Genomic DNA, 16,727 nt, shown 5'->3' with positions numbered 1-16,727 from the left:
TGTGGGAGATCCCATGTGAGAGTAGGTCGTCGTCAAGCTTTAAACATAAGAAGCCCTGATAGGATAACCTGTCAGGGCTTTTTTACGTCTGTAGGAAAGTTGGAATGAAGATAGGTAAAGTGGCTTTCTACCGAGTGAACCATCTAATCCCATCCCGAACACAGAAGTGGCTCTTTATACGCCGCAGGCGCTCGCCATCGCCGATGGTAGTGTGGGAGATCCCATGTGAGAGTAGGTCGTACCCAAAGGGCATAAACATCGTCAAGCTTTAAATTAAGAAGCCCTGATAGGTTGTCCTGTCAGGGCTTTTTTACGTCTGTAGGAAAGTCAAATTACTCCTCGTTTGATAGCGGTCGTGCCTCACGCATTACCCCATGATCTTGCAAATCCAATTTAGACTTTAAAAAAGCCAATGTCCGTTTTTAAGTCATCAGCTAGATTATTTAATTTGTTTGTAGCAGTGTCATTGGTTTTAAGTAATGACATAGTTTGTTGTGACATGTTGTTAAGTTGATCTATTACATTGGCGACATCATTGATGGATTCTTGCTGAGATAAGGTTGTTTGAACGACGTCCCTGATTTGTGACAAGGAGTCGCTAGCATGCTGTTCTATGTTTGTCAGCAACTGAGAAGCCTGCTCTGCCAGAGAGCGGCCATTCTCAACAAGAGGTTGCGTCGTTTCCATGGCTGTGACGAATTCTCTGACCTCTGATTGTATTTGTGAAAGCGTGACGTCTATTTGCGTGGTAGCATCATTGGTACGTTTCGCTAAATGTCTTACTTCATCTGCAACAACAGCAAAGCCTCTGCCAGATTCACCTGCACGAGCCGCTTCAATAGCGGCATTTAAAGCCAGTAGATTTGTTTGATCTGATATATCACTGATAATGTTGGTAATGCTACTTACCTCCTGGGTCAATTGATCCAATTTATGGATTTGCTTAGCTGTTTTATCAACCATGTTGGAGATATGGGTCATCTCCTCAGCATTCTCAATGATGACTTGCCGACTCTGTTTTGCAAAGGAGACGGTCGTACTTGAATTTTCCTCTGTGCGAGAGGATTTTTCTGCAACCGTATTAACACTTGAACGCATGCCTTCGAGTTTATCTAGGCTCATATTGGTTAATGTCGCTTGTTGATTGGCGGCACTGAGAATATGGTTTGAACCATCGGAAACAATGTCTAATTGATTGGTTAATCGAGAAGATGCTTGCAATATATTTTCTACGGTCGATTGTAATTTATCACGCATTAAGGCCAATGAGCCAAGAATGCTTTTGTTGTATGGGGTGTTGATTTGGATGGTAAGGTCGCCTTGAGCGATTTCAGATAAAAGGTTCGCTGCTTCATGAGGTTCTCCTCCAAGGGATTTGTGTAGGCTACGTTCTATTAAAAAGGCTACTAAGCAGCTGATAATAATAGCAATTATGGTGAAACTGAGCATGAGTTCCTGAAAGTTACCTGCTACTGCTCTGGCTTTTGGGGTTTCTGATTGGTTGATTCGTTCTTGGTAATCAATAAATTGATTTATATTGGCTAGCCAGTCGATAAAGGCAGGACGTAATTCTTTTAATACTAATTCACTGATATCTTGCCCATTTGTTCTTTCTTCAATAGCACGTTCAATCAAAGGTTGAGTGTGACGATGAATGTCTTCAATTTTATTTAATATTTGTCGCTCTATATCGGTAAACACTACGCCACTAAGGATCATTTGGTTGATGTCCTGATACGATTTTTGATAATCATTTGCTAACGCTTTAATTTCATCAGAAAACTGCTTAATTCTATCTATAGAAGGAGCAATAGCGATATCACGAATGGCAATTGCTCTGTCATGGACACTACCACGAAAGTTGATCGCATGGCGTTGTTTGACGGAATTAATGTCGGTCACTTCGGCAAGGGTATGATCTATATAGTTTACTTTTTGGATACCCATTCCGGTGAGAATGACCATAAGAAAAAGAAGACAGCCAAATCCTATGAGTAGACGTTTACGAATTGATATTTGTACTAAGAATGACATAAGGGTCCTTCAGCTCAATGATGCTTTCCATATTAACTATTATTGTAAGCAAGTGTAACTTTAAATTTAAAATTGTAAACTTAATATTCCTTTGAAAATGGTTAATGTTTCATGATCAGATAGATTAAATCGCCATTTTAAATATCTTTATGGTGTTGTAATGAGAATCTATTTTGATTATTTGATCTTTTGTTTATTGTTCGTAAATGCAGATAAAAAGTGCACTATTTATGATCGAGTGGGTGGTGAGGGATCAACTACCTACAAGCGGTATTCTAAGGTCGCCAAATGACTAGAGTATTACCATGAGCTATAAGCGGTTGATCGAAGAGCGATACCAGATTCACATCTGTCTGAGTGAACATTTAAGTTATAGAGAGATTGGCAGACGATAATTTGTGTGTCTATTGAGTTCTAAATTGACCAACTAGCTGTGCCTGTTGTTCTGCAAGTTCTGTCATGAGTTGACTGCTTTGCTGGCCTTTTAAGGCTTCTGATGCCGCATTGCTGGTATTGTCTGAAATATCGTGAATGCTTTTGTTGATATCCTGTGCAACCAGAGATTGTTCTTCAGTGGCTGTAGCAATTTGCAGGCCTATATCTCTGATTTCAGACATCATATTACGTAATTTCTCTAAACTGTTACCAACGTCAGTTGCTTCAGACATACTTGAATGTGCGTTTTGACGACATTTCTCCATGCTGTTAACGGTTTGAGTAACCGCCTGCTGCAGTTGTTGGATAACGGTTTGAATTTCTTCTGTTGACTCATGTGTGCGGGTGGCTAGGGTTCGAACTTCGTCTGCAACAACCGCAAATCCTCTCCCTTGCTCACCGGCGCGGGCGGCTTCAATAGCAGCATTTAATGCTAATAAATTGGTTTGTTCAGCGATACCTTGAATCACGATAAGAATTTGATCGATATTCTGAGAATGGTTGCTAACTTTACTTACCAATTCGTCTGAATGTTCAAGTTGAGAGACTAATTGGGACATTTCTTTTAAGTTATGCGTCATTTTATCATAGCTTTGTCTAGCCCAATCATCTACTGTTTCTATTTTCTCCAAACTGTCTTCGGTATTTTTCGATACTTGTTGAACGGTTGCAGCCATTTGTGTCATGGCGGATGCTACGCTAGTAGTTTTGTCATTTTGAATAAGCATAATTTGCTGGGAAGATTTGGCAATGCTGTTGGTCTGGTGGGAGGCTTGCCCAACTTTATCCGAGGCTGCTCTGACTTCTGTAATAACTTCTTTTAGGTGGCTAATTAGATCATTCACCCAACCAGAAAGGTCGCCAAATTCATCTTTAGTGGTTAAGTTGATGCGTTGAGTAAAATCACCTTTTGCGACAATTCCTAATACTTTCATCACTTCAGCGAGAGGGCGTTTGATGCTTCGACTGACCCAGGTGATGATCAAGATAGCGATTAAAATAGATAATATTGCGGCGATCACTGTGATATTGACGGCAACGGTTGATGCTTGAAATGCTTGATCTTTTGCCTGATTTCGCACCTGAGCAACTTGTTGCTGAAGTGAGTTGGATAAGGTTTTCATTTGTTGTATTTTAGCTAATAAGTCTGCCGCTGCTGTTTCTGATTCTTTCGCAAGCAAACCGATCTTGTAATGTATTGCTAATACGCCATTGTCATCATAATAATTGGCAAGCAGTTCATTGATGGCTTCTGATATTGCTTCGTCGTTAATCGTGGGTAATATGTCTTTTATGCGATTTAAACCTTTATCCATGACATCACGCATAAAATCTAATTCTTCTAAATCTATTATATTGAAATAATCTGAAGAAGTATCCAAGAGTGTTTTCATTTGGGAGTCTGCATAGGTTAAAGCAAACTCTTGCTCACCTGATGTGGCGTCTTCTTTCACAGCGGCAATATCTTCAGCAACAAACTTTAATGTATCTAACCAGTTTAGTTTCATATCTGGAAGTTGCTGTTTATATACAAGAGATTGTTTGTGAGTACTAATAGACTGCTCTGCGATTTTAAATAATTCCATTGACCGATTGCGAAAGTCTTCTAATATTTGGGGCATGTCGGATTGAGTATCTACCGTTTTTTCTAAGCTGGTTAAACGAATAATAAAGGCTTGTTTAGCTTGTGAATATCGTTCAACTGGTGCGTCTAGAGCTTGCTCTGATTTAGTGACTAGGGCGCTGAGTACAGCGATATCTGCTAATGATAATTGATCACTTAGTTGTGTGGTTTCATCAGAAATGTTGGCGACATACCCAGTCACCGTATTTAAATGAGATTTCATGCTAGCTAGGCCAACAAGTCCGGTTCCGGCTATGAGAATCAGTAATGCCAATAGAACGCCAAATCCAATTAACAACCTCTGGATTACTGATAAACTCATAATTAACACCATCTACAAAGAAATAAAATTCAATTAGAAATCAAAAATTAATACATAAAAATATCATGCTAAACTTGCTGGCTATTGGTCCAATTTAAGGATTTTTTTAGACCATTCATGCCTAGGTTTGTCTAAGTTTGAGATTTTTACTGGGATTTTAGATTAAGAAAAAAAGAGCGAGTAAAGTAATGAGTTTAGAGAAGGCCCCAGATCATGTCAAATTGGCAGTGGATTTAATTGAGTTATTAGAAACGAATCAAATAGCGCGTGATGTGGCAATTGAAGCATTAAGATTAGTTTTGAAAGACTTTGAAAATAAATTGAGTACAGAAGAATAACTTGTACCAATGAACCCTGTTGGCAAGGAGGATATATGGCAATTATTACAATGACTTTGGTGGCCGCCGTGGCCTTGCTGCACTTTTATATATTGTATTTGGAAATGTTTTGTTGGACTACTTCAAAAGGGCGGAAAGCGTTTGGCCTAACCGAAGAGTTTGCAGAGGCCAGTAAGGTGTTAGCAGCGAATCAAGGTTTATACAACGGCTTCTTAGGCGCTGGCTTGTTATGGGGATTGTGGCTAGGCGAAACGGGTCAGTCTATCGTGATCTTTTTTCTGCTTTGTGTTTTTGTGGCGGGTCTTTACGGTGGTATGACATCCAGCAAAAAGATTCTCTTTATTCAGGCAGTGCCGAGTGCCATTAGTTTTCTGGCGGTAACTCTTCTGTAAAGGGAAGCGTCCCATCCTTACAGGCGGGACGCTGATGTTTTAGCCTTTACGTAAATAATTACGCTAGTGCTTTGGCGCTTTCCGTTAGGCGAATGGCTTGGTCACAAGCATTTGCTAACTCAGTGCCTTTTTTCACAAAGTGACGGCTAAAGTAGTTCTTGTGCTCTTCATGTTCATGAAAGTTGTGCGGGGTTAACACGGCTGTTAGCACAGGCACTTCTGTTTCTAATTGCACTTGCATCAACGCGCTGCATACCGTCTGTGCGACAAAGTCGTGACGATAAATACCACCATCGACCACTAAAGCGGTACCGGCAATCGCTGCGTATTGACCACTTTTTGCCAATAACTTGGCTTGCAGTGGAATTTCATAGGCGCCGGGCACAGGAATAAGATCGATGAGATCTTTGTTATAACCACGTGCAACCAACTCTTCACAAAAAGCGTTGGCACAGTTCATCACAATCTCTTCGTGCCAAGCAGCATGAAGAATCGCAATGCGTTTGTTAGCTGGATTGAAATCAAATTGATTCGTTGAGCTCTGATTCATTTTTGTATCCTAATATAAGCGAAATGTGAATCAGGGCGAACGGGCAGGCAAAAACACCGAATAATCACGGAATACCAAAATAGGGTTTCACCAAGCGGTGATACCTGTTGCGGTTTTGTCTGACACGCTCTCTATCATCCGGACTATAACCGTCGGCTCTGGAGTTACACCAGATCTGCTGACCCTAATCATTTGATTAGGCGCTCGCGGGCTTAGACTGAGTCTTTACCGCCGGTGGGGAATTTCACCCCGCCCCGAGAACGAAATCGGAATATCTCCGATCTGTAAAATATACGTGTAGAAAGAAAGACTTGTCAAAGTCTATTTGAAAATTTATTAGGCTTATCAGAGGTTTGTCACCTAATGACACATTTATGTCGTATTGGTAACAAAAGTTAACTTTTTAGACCACTACGTTCACTTCACATAGAGTGGAAATACCTTATATTTAACAACTGGGTTTACACAAGAATGGAGTCTTTGTTATGTTATTTTCTCAACGTCCTTTGACAAAAAGTTTATCCATACTTGTTTGTTCCTTCCTGACTGCTTGTAGCAATATCGATCCACACACTCAGTCTGACGATGTTTCCATTGAAATCGAAAATCAAACCAATCTGGTGATTTATCGTTGTGAGCAGGACGAGTTACTCGCTTATTTTCATGGCAATCGAGCCGAATTAATATGGCAAGAAAAAAGTTATTATTTAACTCAAGCTGTCAGTGCTTCCGGTGTTAGTTACCTGGGTAAATCTGTGTCTTTTTGGGCGTATAATCAAGACGCTAGGTTGGAGCTGGACGCGGGTGATAAAGTTAATTGTCGCCTTGTTAAAGTAGAATCTTAATCTTGCCTGAGAATCCTTCACTTTCATTGCCAGTGTTTTCATCCCGTCAATTCATTAATCCGTGTACAATAGCCGCCAATAAAGCCGTTTTGGTAAATTATTGAGTATCAGAGATTAGATGAGTAAATTATTTGTGATGGGCATGGGACCAGGTGACTTAGGTTTGGTCGCACCTAATGCAACCCGTGCTCTGGCAGCTTGTTCTGACTGGGTAGGTTATGGCTATTACCTTAACTTACTAGGTGAATTGAGTGAGGGTAAAGCCTTCCATGATTTGCCCCTTGGAGAAGAAATAGGGCGCGCTCGCTTGGCTTTGTCGTTAGCCGCTGAAGGGAAAACAACGGCACTGATTTCCAGCGGCGACATTGGTATCTACGCCATGGCAACCTTGGTTTTTGAATTGCTGGATCAGCAATTACAGGGCAAAGAGTCGCATCCTGAATGGCTAAAGGTAGACATTGAAGTGATTCCCGGCATTTCAGCTATGCAAGCTGGCGCAAGCCGTGTTGGTGCCATGCTAGGTCACGACTTTTGTACCATTTCTTTATCGGACTTATTAACCCCTTGGGAAACCATAGATAAGCGCTTGCATGCCTGCGGTGCTGGGGACTTTGTCGTGTCTTTTTACAACCCTGTGTCCAAAAAACGAGACTGGCAGCTTAATCATGCACGTGATGTTTTGTTGCAATATCGTCCAGCAAGTACCCCAGTGATGATAGGTCGTCAGTTAACTCGTCCAGAAGAAGAGATTCGTTTTATTACCCTAGGTGAGTTAGATGCCAAAGATGTGGACATGTTTACCATGGTAAGCGTCGGCAATTCAGATACCAAACACATAGTGAATGGCGATAAAGAGTGGATTTACACGCCACGAGGCTACTCTAAAAAGCTTTAATAAAGAGGCATTAAATGACGGTTTATTTTATTGGTGCCGGTCCAGGTGACCCAGATTTAATGACAGTAAAGGCGGTGAAAACCATCGCTTCCTGTCAGGTGATATTGTATGCGGGTTCGCTTATTCCAGAGCAAGTCATCGATAGCGTAAGAGGCACAGCAGAAACCATTTATGACAGCGCAGAAATGACCTTGGATGAGACGACTGCTGTTATTGAAAAGGCTGCTAAAGAAGGCAAAGACGTGGCGCGACTGCAGTCAGGCGATCCCGCTTTATATGGTGCCATTGGTGAACAGATTCGACGTTTGCAAACTTTGAATATTGACTATGAAGTGATTCCTGGAGTCAGTGCCGTGGCGGCTTCTGCCGCCTTATTGAAAAAAGAGCTGACCTTATCCGGTGTATCGCAAACCGTCATTATGACGCGCTACGAGGGCAAAACGCCTTTCCCTGAGCGTGAGCGACTTCCCGCTCTAGCACAAAGTGGCGCTACCTTGGCGATTCACCTTGGTATTACGCGCATTCATAAAATTGTTGAAGAACTGATTCCGCATTATGGGGAAGATTGCCCTGTGGCAGTGTGCTATCGCACCAGTTGGCCTGATCAGGATTTCGTGACGGGTACTTTGGCTGACATAGTGGCAAAAGTAAGAGCAAAGAAATTTACTCGCACCAGTTTGATTTTAGTGGGTAAAGTGCTAGACACAGATGACTTTGCTGACTCTTATTTATACGACAAAACTCAGGCACACATTTTTCGCAAAATCCATCGTACTGAGAAGAACAAAGGATAACTCATGCAACTAAATAAAATCCCTACCACCATAGTGACTGGCTTCTTGGGCAGCGGTAAAACGACTTTACTTTCTAACGTATTGAAACAAGCGGCAGGCAAACGTATTGCTGTTATCGTGAATGAATTTGGTGAGTTAGACATTGACTCAGATTTATTACGTGCTTGTCCGCTGGATTGCGACGACGAACAAAGCGGTGGTCAGCGCAGCAAAGAAGGCTTTTATGAACTGGCTAACGGCTGTATTTGTTGCACCGTAGAAGAAGAGTTTTTGCCCGTGATGGAACAGTTAGTCGCACGTCGTGACGATATTGACCACATCTTGATCGAGACCAGTGGTTTAGCCTTACCAAAGCCTCTAGTGCAAGCCTTTAACTGGCCGGGTATCAAAGAACATTGTACGGTTGATGCTGTGATCACGGTTGTGGACGGTCCTGCCGTTGCGGCTGGACGTTTTGCTCACAATGAAGAGGAAGTACAAGCGCAGCGTTTGGCGGATGATAGTTTAGACCATGATCCAAGTTTGCAAGAGTTATTGGACGATCAGTTGAGTGCTGCGGACTTAGTGGTGGTCAGCAAAAATGATTTATTGGACGATGCTGAGCGCGTCAAAGTGCAACAAGTGATAGCCAAAGAAGCACCCAATACTGTGAAAACCGTTTATATCGAAAACGGTGAAGCTTCTTTGGATAAACTATTAGGCATTGATGCCGCTTCAGAAGAGCGTATTGACGCAGTACATAACCATCATGATCATCATCATGCTCACGGTGAACATCACGAACATGCCCATGATCATTTTGATTCTTTTGTGGTGAAATTGGGTGAAGTGTCTTCTGACTTGTTGCAAGAAGCGCTTGAACAATTAATAGAGGGACATAATATTTTCCGCGTGAAAGGTTTTGCAGCGGTTCATGGTAAGCCAATGCGTCAGGTGTTTCAGGCGGTAGGTCGTCGATTGGATCGTTACTTTGATCGCTTATGGCAGGCGGAAGAAGTGCGTCAGACCCAGCTGGTTTTCATTGGTAAAGGCATTGACAAAAAGACCATTGAAGGGGCGTTGAATGACGCTTTGAGTGCTTAAAAGGTTCCAAAAGTGCATTTATTAGCAGCCAAACCAGGTGGCTTTGTCGATGATGAAGGCATTGTTGATCTAGGGCAAAGTCCAGCAGACTTGGTCATATTAGCCGCAGCGGATTCGGTCTTAGGAGCCCTTGGCGCTGCGTTAGATGACATTCAAGGTGAAAACTATTTACCCAGTGTGCGTTTAGCCAATTGGATGCAGTTGGTGAAACCTGCGGCTTATGATTTGTACGAACATAAGGTATTGGAAAATGCCAAAGTGGTGGTGGTTTCCCTGTTAGGAGGTGAGCACTACTGGCCTTATGGTTTCCAACAGTTGCAAGATTGGAGCCGAGCTAAGCCTGGTCGCACGTTGGTCATAGTGCCAGGGGACGATGCTGAAGATCCTAGTTTGCTTGACGCATCGAATGTGGCTGCTGAAGACAACCGACGAGTGTGGCGTTATCTGCGAGAAAGCGGATTGCATAACGCCGTTGAATGTCTTCGTTTCATCAGTGCGCGTTATTTCCAACAAAAGGTGGCTTGGCGAGAGCCAATGCCATTGCCCAATACCTTGATTTATCACGCTGGTGAAATCGCTAGCTTTGCCCAATGGCAAGTCGACCATGTTGCGCAAGCAAAGAATAAGCCCGTTGTCTTACTGGTGTTTTACCGATCTTTATTGCAAAGCGGTAATACGCCTATGTTTGATGACTTATTGGCACTATTAAGCGAGCAAGGTCTATCACCTTTGGCAGTGGCGGTTAACTCGTTAAAAGATCAGGCCTGCGTGGCGCAATTGGATGATCTGATTGCTCGAAGTGACGCCAAAGTCATTCTAAACACCACAGGCTTTGCTGCCAATCGAGCTGCCAGCCCAGATTTGTCTTCCAATCCTAGTGAGTTTCCTTCGGCTTTTGCGGCCTCATTGCCCGTATTGCAACTGATTTTGTCTGCCAGTACGGAAGAGGATTGGCAACAACAAACACAGGGTTTGCGCAGTCGCGATGTGGCCATGCAGATCGTCTTGCCAGAAATGGACGGTCGGGTCATTACGAGAGCCATCAGTTTTAAGACATTGAGTCATTATCATGACGCAGCACAGGTGGATTTGGTGCGCTATGAATTGCATCGTGAACGTGCCAGTTTCGTCGCAGAATTAGCGGCTAGGTATGCCCAACTTGCCAACAAACCGAATGCCCAAAAACGCATTGCGTTAGTATTAGCCAATTATCCAACCAAAGACGGACGCATTGGTAATGGGGTTGGCTTGGATACGCCAGCATCGACAGTCAACTTGCTTAAAGCCATGGAGCAGCAGGGCTATCCACTTGAAAATGTGCCTGAACAGGGTAACGAATTGATTGAAGCTTTATTGGGTGCTGTGACCAATAATCCCAACCGTTTACACGAACGAGGTTGCTGGCAAAGCTTGGCGTTGGATGACTATCTGCATTACTTCTACCAGCTACCATTAGAAAGTCAGCAAGCGGTTTGGGATCGCTGGGGGCCGCCAGAAGAAGACCATAAGTGTCGACTGCAAAACGGTCAATATCGCATCATGTTAGCGGGCATTCGCGTTGGGGAAACCTTTGTCGGTATTCAGCCAGCGCGTGGCTTTAATCTGGATTTAGTGGCGAATTATCATGACCCAGATTTGGTGCCGCCACACGGTTATTTGGCTTTTTATTTTTGGTTGCGTCACGTCTATAAAGTGGATGCGTTAGTGCATGTGGGCAAACACGGTAACGCTGAATGGTTACCCGGTAAAGGTACGGCTTTGTCTAATGCTTGTTGGCCGGATATCGCTCTTGGCACCATGCCACATTTCTATCCCTTTATTGTCAATGATCCGGGCGAAGGCGCGCAGGCCAAGCGACGTACTCAAGCTGTTATTATCGATCATCTAATGCCACCAATGACGCGAGCAGAAACCTATGGCGACATGGCTGAATTGGAAAATCTAGTGGATGAGTATTATCAAGCCATGGGCATGGATGGTCGCCGAGAAACCTGGCTGCGTGAGCAAATTCTCAAAAAAGTTGCGCAAAGTCATTTGCTCGAAGAGTTAACCGGCATTGATGCTAGTGACGATGAATCTGTATTGGAAGGGTTGGACGCTTATTTGTGTGAAATCAAAGAAGCGCAAATTCGTCATGGTTTGCATCGTTTAGGGGAGTTACCAGACACCTCGAAATTGGCTGATACCCTAGTGGCTTTGTTACGTCTACCACGGGGGAATGATGATGCTAGTCGCGGTTTACTACATGCATTGGTGAGTGATTTAGGCATTAATGTGGAGGATTTTGATCCAATGCAGACGAGCCGTCAGCCATGGCAAGCGCACAAACCTGCTTTGTTAGCTGAGTTGACTCTGAGTGACTGGCGAACCTACGCAGACACCAAAGAGCGCTTGGAGTTACTGGCGGTTAAGCTGGTGGACAGGCACTTGCTACAAGGGGACGATCTAGACTTAATCATCAAGGAGTTGCCGTTGACGGCTGCTTTGTTAGCGCACGCTAAAACCAGCCTTATGTCGGCCTTGCATGCGAGTGCAGAACAGGAAATACAAGCGTTATTAACCGGTTTAGCGGGCGGTTTTGTGGCACCGGGTCCAAGCGGCGCACCGACTCGAGGTCGGCTCGATACCTTGCCGACAGGGCGAAACTTTTTTTCTGTGGACAATCGTGCAATACCATCGCCAGCCGCCTGGGCAATAGGTCAAAAATCTGCCGAAGCCTTGATCCAACGTCATCTTCAGGAACAGGGTGATTACCCAAAAGAGATTGGATTGTCTGTGTGGGGAACCGCCACCATGCGCACGGGAGGCGATGATATTGCTCAGGCTTTTGCATTAATGGGGGTTCGACCTATTTGGGCACCGGGTTCCAATCGGGTGGCGGATTTCGAAGTAGTACCTTGTATGCAATTAGGTCGACCTCGCGTGGACGTAACATTAAGAGTCTCTGGCTTTTTTCGTGATGCGTTCGCCAATGTAATGCGACTTTACGATGCGGCCGTGCAAACCATAGCAGAATTTGAGGAACCGGGTACGGGCAATGTGATTCGTCAAAACATTCAGCAGCGAGAAGAAGCCTTATTATCACAAGGGCTGTCTGTCGAAGAGGCCAAACGTCAAGCGTCTTATCGTGTGTTTGGTAGTAAGCCAGGAGCTTATGGGGCAGGCTTACAAGGCCTAATCGATGAGCGTTGCTGGGACGAGCGCAGTGACTTGGCAGAAGCTTATGTAAATTGGGGCGGATATGCTTATCATGGCGGCAAACAGGATGGCGTAGAGGCCAAGCAAGCTTTTGTCGATCGCTTATCCCGTTTGCAAGCAGTGGTGCAGAATCAAGACAATCGCGAGCATGATATCTTGGATTCAGATGACTACTATCAATTCCAAGGTGGCATGACCAATGCGGTCACGCAATTTAGTGGGCAGACGCCACAGGTATACCATAATGACCATTCTAACCCGAGTTTGCCGAAAGTTCGCACCTTAAAAGAAGAGTTGAACCGTGTGGTGCGCTCGCGAGTATTAAACCCGAAATGGATAAAAGCCATGCAAGAGCATGGTTACAAAGGCGCGTTCGAGATGACGGCCACTGTGGATTACTTATTTGCCTATGATGCAACTACAGATTTCATTGCGGATTATCAATACCAGCAAGTCACAGATGCGTTATTGTTAGATCCAGACAATCAAGCTTTTATGCGCGATAATAATGTTCATGCCTTAGAAGAAATGGCGGAGCGTTTATTGGAAGCCATTCAGCGGGGAATGTGGCAAGACACAACAGGTTATGAAGAAACGATTCAGTCTTTATTGTTGGATTTAGATCAGCAACAAGAACAAACACAATAAGTGTAATCTTGTATCTAGAACATCAGCATTGAGAACAAAAAATGAGGGTTATCTTGGGCAGAAGATAGCAATCGAGATTAATGAAAAAGAGAGAAGTAATGAGCAATACCACTCCAACCAAAAAGCAAGGCATTATGATTTGTGGTCACGGTAGCCGTGATAAAGACGCTGAGCGTGAGTTTGGCTTAGTGGCCAAAGGACTAAAAGATCGCTATCCGGATCTGCCGGTTGAATATGGCTTTTTGGAGTTTTCTGCACCCAACATTCACATGGGATTGGACAGCCTGATTAAACAAGGTGTGGAAGAAATTTTTGCTGTACCAGGTATGTTGTTTGCGGCGACCCATGCGAAAAATGACATTCCATCGGTTTTGACCACTTACGAAGAAAAGCATATGGGACTGAAGGTGACTTATGGTCGTGAGTTAGGTCTCCAAGAAGACATGATCGAAGCTTTTCAAGCGCGTATTTATGAGTCGTTAGGCTTGGATCCGGAACAGCCACCGGAGAATTTGTACGATACCATGCTGGTGGTAGTTGGGCGCGGCACGTCTGACACCTCGGCAAATGCGGAAGCGGCTAAGCTAACACGCATTGTGAATGAAAATATGGGATTTGGCTGGGCCGATACTGTGTATTCTGGTGTGACTTATCCATCCGTAGGCGTGGGCTTAGAAAAACTGCTGAAACTTGGTTTTAAACGTATTGTGGTTGCGCCATATTTCCTTTTCACTGGTCGATTAATCAAACGCATTCAGGGTTATGTCGATACCATTGCTCAAATCAATCCTGAAGTCGAGTTTGTGCAAACGCCTTATTTAAACGACCATCCACGTGTGATCGATGCGTTTGTAAACCGTGTGGAAGAAATTCGCCAGGGTGAACTGCAAGCAGGTGAGGAAACTCTAATGGGGTCTTTTAAACGCCGTTTGGCTGCGGGTGAAGTGGAAGTGCATCACCATCATGCGGAATTTGTTGACCCACAAGATGACACGCAAGGTTTGTCACAAGCGGATCATCATCACGGACATTCACATCATCACTCGCATGATCACAACCACTCTCATGATCACAGCCACTCACATGGTCATTCGCATGATCATTCACATGGTCATTCGCATGATCATTCACATGGTCATCATCATGGTAACGATCACAGCCATTCCCATAGTCACCATCATGGTCACGGTCACTCTCATGGTGTTTATAAGCACATTGGCCATCCGATGGGACCACGAACCATGATAGGTGAGGGGATTTGTTGTTGCTTTATGGGACAGTTTACACAAGATATTTTAGATGAAGAGCGCAACAGAATAGATGGTGACTGCAGTAAAACAGCACTGGCTCATAAATAAAAAATATTTTTAACGAGATTTTTTTATTTTGTTTTAAATTAAGCCAATCTTAAGATTGGCTTTTTTTTCTTAATAAATCCTATATAGTGATTCTCCATTAGCTAATTTGTTGGGGCCATAGTGGTAAAAAGAATGCATGATATTAAAAAACTTCTCACACTTAGAGGTTTTTTCAGCTTTACCTTTTTGTTACTGGTTGTATTCAGTATTACGTCTTTGATCTTTGTGAATTCAGATTGGAATGTAAAAAAAGTACACTTGATGGCACCAAGCGTAGACACTTTCGAACGAATTTTGCCGTCAGGTCAAAACTCTTCTTTAACCGCTTTGCAAAAAGGCTATCAGGTAACCTGTCGTCCTCGACAACAGCCGCACAATAATCTGTGTGGCTTGGTGTTTGTTTTGCCAAAACAGGATGGTAAAGGCTTTCCTTTAGATACCTATCAATCCATTGCTTTTAATATTTCAACTCATTCAACGGCTGAAAATTATGATGGACGTGTCAGAGTGTTTGTCAAAAGCTATCTTGATGAAACTAAAGAGGCTGTTGATTATGTTCGAGACTATAAATTTCATGCGGTTCGTCTTGATCACAATGGTTACACCCAAGTACCTTTGTCTCGCTTTAAAGTCGAGACTTGGTGGGAAGACATGCACAATATTCCATTTGATCTTTCTTATGTTGATTTAAGTTCCGTTCACAGTATTGAATTTTTTATTCACAAGTTACCTTTACAAGATGGCGCAGAATATGAACTGACTGTAGATGGACTAGAAGTAATGGGGGTTTACGTTTTTAAAGATACCCTATACATGATGCTTTTCTATTCTTGGTTGGTTTTTTGTCTCTTAATTTACTCTATTTTCCGATACAAAGAAGCTAAGAAAATCAAATCTAAGGCCTTTATTGAACCTCATTCAAAACTCTTGAATATGAATGGTTTTGAAGAAAAATACCAAAGAATAATTGGCCAAGATGTCATTCTCTACAAAGTCAAAATTCTTAACTGGAACAATCTAGTACGTAACTTTGGCACGACTATGTCGCATTTTGTTTTGCGAGAAATAATACTCAAAAACTATGTTTTCTATCGCAGCTTTTTTTATGTATCGGCCCGTATCAATCATGATGAATTGGTTTTTATTCGTCGCCGTAAAGCCTTGTCCAGTAAGGAAGAAGAGCGCTTTATTAATACCTTTGTGACTCCTGTGAATGTGGCTGGATTAGGGGAGTTACGTTTAGACATTAAAGTGGGAGCATCCATTGAAAAGAATGCACCCTTTAATTCTAAAGTGGTGATTGAGCGTACAGATATTGCCAGTCAGTCAACTTTGCACAAGGATCAACTCATTCAGTTTTTTAGCAATGAAATCAGCCTGCTGGCAGAAAAGAAATCTGCCATCGAAAGGCAGGTTCGCTCAGCACTGAATGAAAATGCCTTTTACCTTTTGTACATGCCGATCTTCAGTGCCTCGAAGCAAAAAATAGTTGGTGTTGAGGCGCTTCTACGATGTGATTTTGGTGATCTAAAGAAGATGTCACCGGAAGTTTACATATCCGTCGCGGAGGAAAAAGGATTGATTCGTGATATTGATTTTATGGTAATAAGCATGGCGTTGAATGATATTGCCAGCTCTGGTTTTGATGATGACTTTATCATTTCCATCAATATTTCTTCACAAGAACTCTTGGATACCTCTTTTGTGGATCGTTTTAAAGAAATCGTTGAACCTACTGGGGTGTCTTATCAGCGCATTTGTTTGGAAATCACCGAAACCTTCTTAATCGATGTGGACGCAGTGTGCGTTAATACCATCAATGATTTGAGGGCTCTAGGTTGTCGTTTATCTCTGGATGATTTTGGTACGGGTTACACTTCCTTTCAGCAGTTGCTGAATTTTCCAGTGGATGAAATTAAAATTGATAGGAGTTTCATTGGCGGCATGGAAGGACGTCATGGCTATGACGTGATAGTTGATTCATTAGTCTCTATTGCCAGCTCATATGATTATCACGTCGTTGCGGAAGGAGTGGAGACTAAGAGCATATTTGATAAATTGGTGAGTAAACGTTGTGATCTCGTTCAGGGCTATTACATATCTAAGCCGATCAGTCTTGTGGAATTAGCCAAGTTAAATGAAAAGGTAGAAAATAGGGAAGTTTGCTTTTAATGTGAATAGCTTCCAAAGCAGTAACTAAGAGGGGAATGC

12 protein-coding genes and 1 riboswitch are annotated in these 16,727 nt (G+C 43.1%); of the genes, 9 read left to right on the top strand and 3 right to left on the bottom strand.

The features are described 5' to 3' along the window. Window positions 1-393: 393 nt before the first annotated feature. Together ACXAH2_RS10075 and ACXAH2_RS10070 are read right to left on the bottom strand one after the other, a co-directional pair. Window positions 394-2,034, bottom strand: coding sequence for a methyl-accepting chemotaxis protein (locus ACXAH2_RS10075; protein ID WP_475078266.1), 1,641 nt, complete (start codon window positions 2,032-2,034; stop codon window positions 394-396). 404 nt (window positions 2,035-2,438) lie between these two features. Next, window positions 2,439-4,415, bottom strand: a complete 1,977-nt coding sequence (locus tag ACXAH2_RS10070; RefSeq protein WP_475078265.1) for a methyl-accepting chemotaxis protein — start codon at window positions 4,413-4,415, stop codon at window positions 2,439-2,441. A 188-nt stretch (window positions 4,416-4,603) separates the two neighbouring features. On the opposite strand from ACXAH2_RS10070, the gene rsmS reads away from it, so the two are divergent. Further along, on the top strand, window positions 4,604-4,753 hold the full coding sequence (rsmS, locus tag ACXAH2_RS10065; protein ID WP_475078264.1) for a pleiotropic regulatory protein RsmS: 150 nt from the start codon (window positions 4,604-4,606) through the stop codon (window positions 4,751-4,753). Between the two features lie 35 nt (window positions 4,754-4,788). Further along, on the top strand, window positions 4,789-5,145 hold the full coding sequence (locus tag ACXAH2_RS10060) for a DUF1304 domain-containing protein (protein ID WP_475078263.1): 357 nt from the start codon (window positions 4,789-4,791) through the stop codon (window positions 5,143-5,145). Between the two features lie 58 nt (window positions 5,146-5,203). Here ACXAH2_RS10060 and ACXAH2_RS10055 read toward each other — a convergent pair whose 3' ends face one another. Continuing rightward, on the bottom strand, window positions 5,204-5,695 hold the full coding sequence (locus tag ACXAH2_RS10055; protein WP_475078262.1) for a 6,7-dimethyl-8-ribityllumazine synthase: 492 nt from the start codon (window positions 5,693-5,695) through the stop codon (window positions 5,204-5,206). 122 nt (window positions 5,696-5,817) lie between these two features. Continuing rightward, window positions 5,818-5,961, bottom strand: a riboswitch (FMN riboswitch). A gap of 219 nt (window positions 5,962-6,180) precedes the next feature. On the opposite strand from ACXAH2_RS10055, the gene ACXAH2_RS10050 reads away from it, so the two are divergent. From ACXAH2_RS10050 to ACXAH2_RS10020, 7 genes are all read left to right on the top strand, one after another. Then, the gene (locus tag ACXAH2_RS10050) at window positions 6,181-6,540 is read left to right on the top strand and encodes an MliC family protein (protein WP_475078260.1); all 360 of its coding nucleotides are present in this window, start codon (window positions 6,181-6,183) and stop codon (window positions 6,538-6,540) included. Window positions 6,541-6,658: 118 nt separating this feature from the next. Next, window positions 6,659-7,435, top strand: a complete 777-nt coding sequence (gene cobJ, locus ACXAH2_RS10045) for a precorrin-3B C(17)-methyltransferase (RefSeq protein ID WP_475078258.1) — start codon at window positions 6,659-6,661, stop codon at window positions 7,433-7,435. A 14-nt stretch (window positions 7,436-7,449) separates the two neighbouring features. Next, window positions 7,450-8,229 carry a precorrin-4 C(11)-methyltransferase gene (cobM, locus tag ACXAH2_RS10040; protein ID WP_475078256.1) on the top strand — a complete coding sequence of 260 codons (780 nt, stop codon included), beginning with the start codon at window positions 7,450-7,452 and terminating at the stop codon, window positions 8,227-8,229. Window positions 8,230-8,232: 3 nt separating this feature from the next. Next, window positions 8,233-9,312, top strand: a complete 1,080-nt coding sequence (gene cobW, locus ACXAH2_RS10035) for a cobalamin biosynthesis protein CobW (RefSeq protein WP_475078254.1) — start codon at window positions 8,233-8,235, stop codon at window positions 9,310-9,312. A 12-nt stretch (window positions 9,313-9,324) separates the two neighbouring features. Next, window positions 9,325-13,158, top strand: a complete 3,834-nt coding sequence (cobN, locus tag ACXAH2_RS10030) for a cobaltochelatase subunit CobN (RefSeq protein ID WP_475078253.1) — start codon at window positions 9,325-9,327, stop codon at window positions 13,156-13,158. 98 nt (window positions 13,159-13,256) lie between these two features. Next, entirely contained in the window at window positions 13,257-14,516 is a 1,260-nt protein-coding gene (locus tag ACXAH2_RS10025) for a sirohydrochlorin chelatase (protein ID WP_475078252.1), read from the top strand. 132 nt (window positions 14,517-14,648) lie between these two features. Next, window positions 14,649-16,688: an EAL domain-containing protein gene (locus ACXAH2_RS10020; RefSeq protein ID WP_475078251.1), complete on the top strand. Its 2,040-nt coding sequence runs from the start codon at window positions 14,649-14,651 to the stop codon at window positions 16,686-16,688. Window positions 16,689-16,727: the final 39 nt, after the last annotated feature.

It is taken from the genome of Marinomonas sp. ABL3_031 (assembly GCF_056161265.1).
This window is presented reverse-complemented; position numbering and strand designations above follow the sequence as displayed.

What these genes read in the sequence shown, in the direction of transcription:
- ACXAH2_RS10055 (WP_475078262.1), bottom strand. Translation starts at nt 5,695, where the DNA reads ATGAATCAGAGCTCAACGAATCAATTTGATTTCAATCCAGCTAACAAA.
- cobM (WP_475078256.1), top strand. Translation starts at nt 7,450, where the DNA reads ATGACGGTTTATTTTATTGGTGCCGGTCCAGGTGACCCAGATTTAATG.
- cobW (WP_475078254.1), top strand. Translation starts at nt 8,233, where the DNA reads ATGCAACTAAATAAAATCCCTACCACCATAGTGACTGGCTTCTTGGGC.
- ACXAH2_RS10060 (WP_475078263.1), top strand. Translation starts at nt 4,789, where the DNA reads ATGGCAATTATTACAATGACTTTGGTGGCCGCCGTGGCCTTGCTGCAC.
- ACXAH2_RS10020 (WP_475078251.1), top strand. Translation starts at nt 14,649, where the DNA reads ATGCATGATATTAAAAAACTTCTCACACTTAGAGGTTTTTTCAGCTTT.
- ACXAH2_RS10070 (WP_475078265.1), bottom strand. Translation starts at nt 4,415, where the DNA reads ATGAGTTTATCAGTAATCCAGAGGTTGTTAATTGGATTTGGCGTTCTA.
- rsmS (WP_475078264.1), top strand. Translation starts at nt 4,604, where the DNA reads ATGAGTTTAGAGAAGGCCCCAGATCATGTCAAATTGGCAGTGGATTTA.
- cobJ (WP_475078258.1), top strand. Translation starts at nt 6,659, where the DNA reads ATGAGTAAATTATTTGTGATGGGCATGGGACCAGGTGACTTAGGTTTG.
- ACXAH2_RS10025 (WP_475078252.1), top strand. Translation starts at nt 13,257, where the DNA reads ATGAGCAATACCACTCCAACCAAAAAGCAAGGCATTATGATTTGTGGT.
- ACXAH2_RS10050 (WP_475078260.1), top strand. Translation starts at nt 6,181, where the DNA reads ATGTTATTTTCTCAACGTCCTTTGACAAAAAGTTTATCCATACTTGTT.
- ACXAH2_RS10075 (WP_475078266.1), bottom strand. Translation starts at nt 2,034, where the DNA reads ATGTCATTCTTAGTACAAATATCAATTCGTAAACGTCTACTCATAGGA.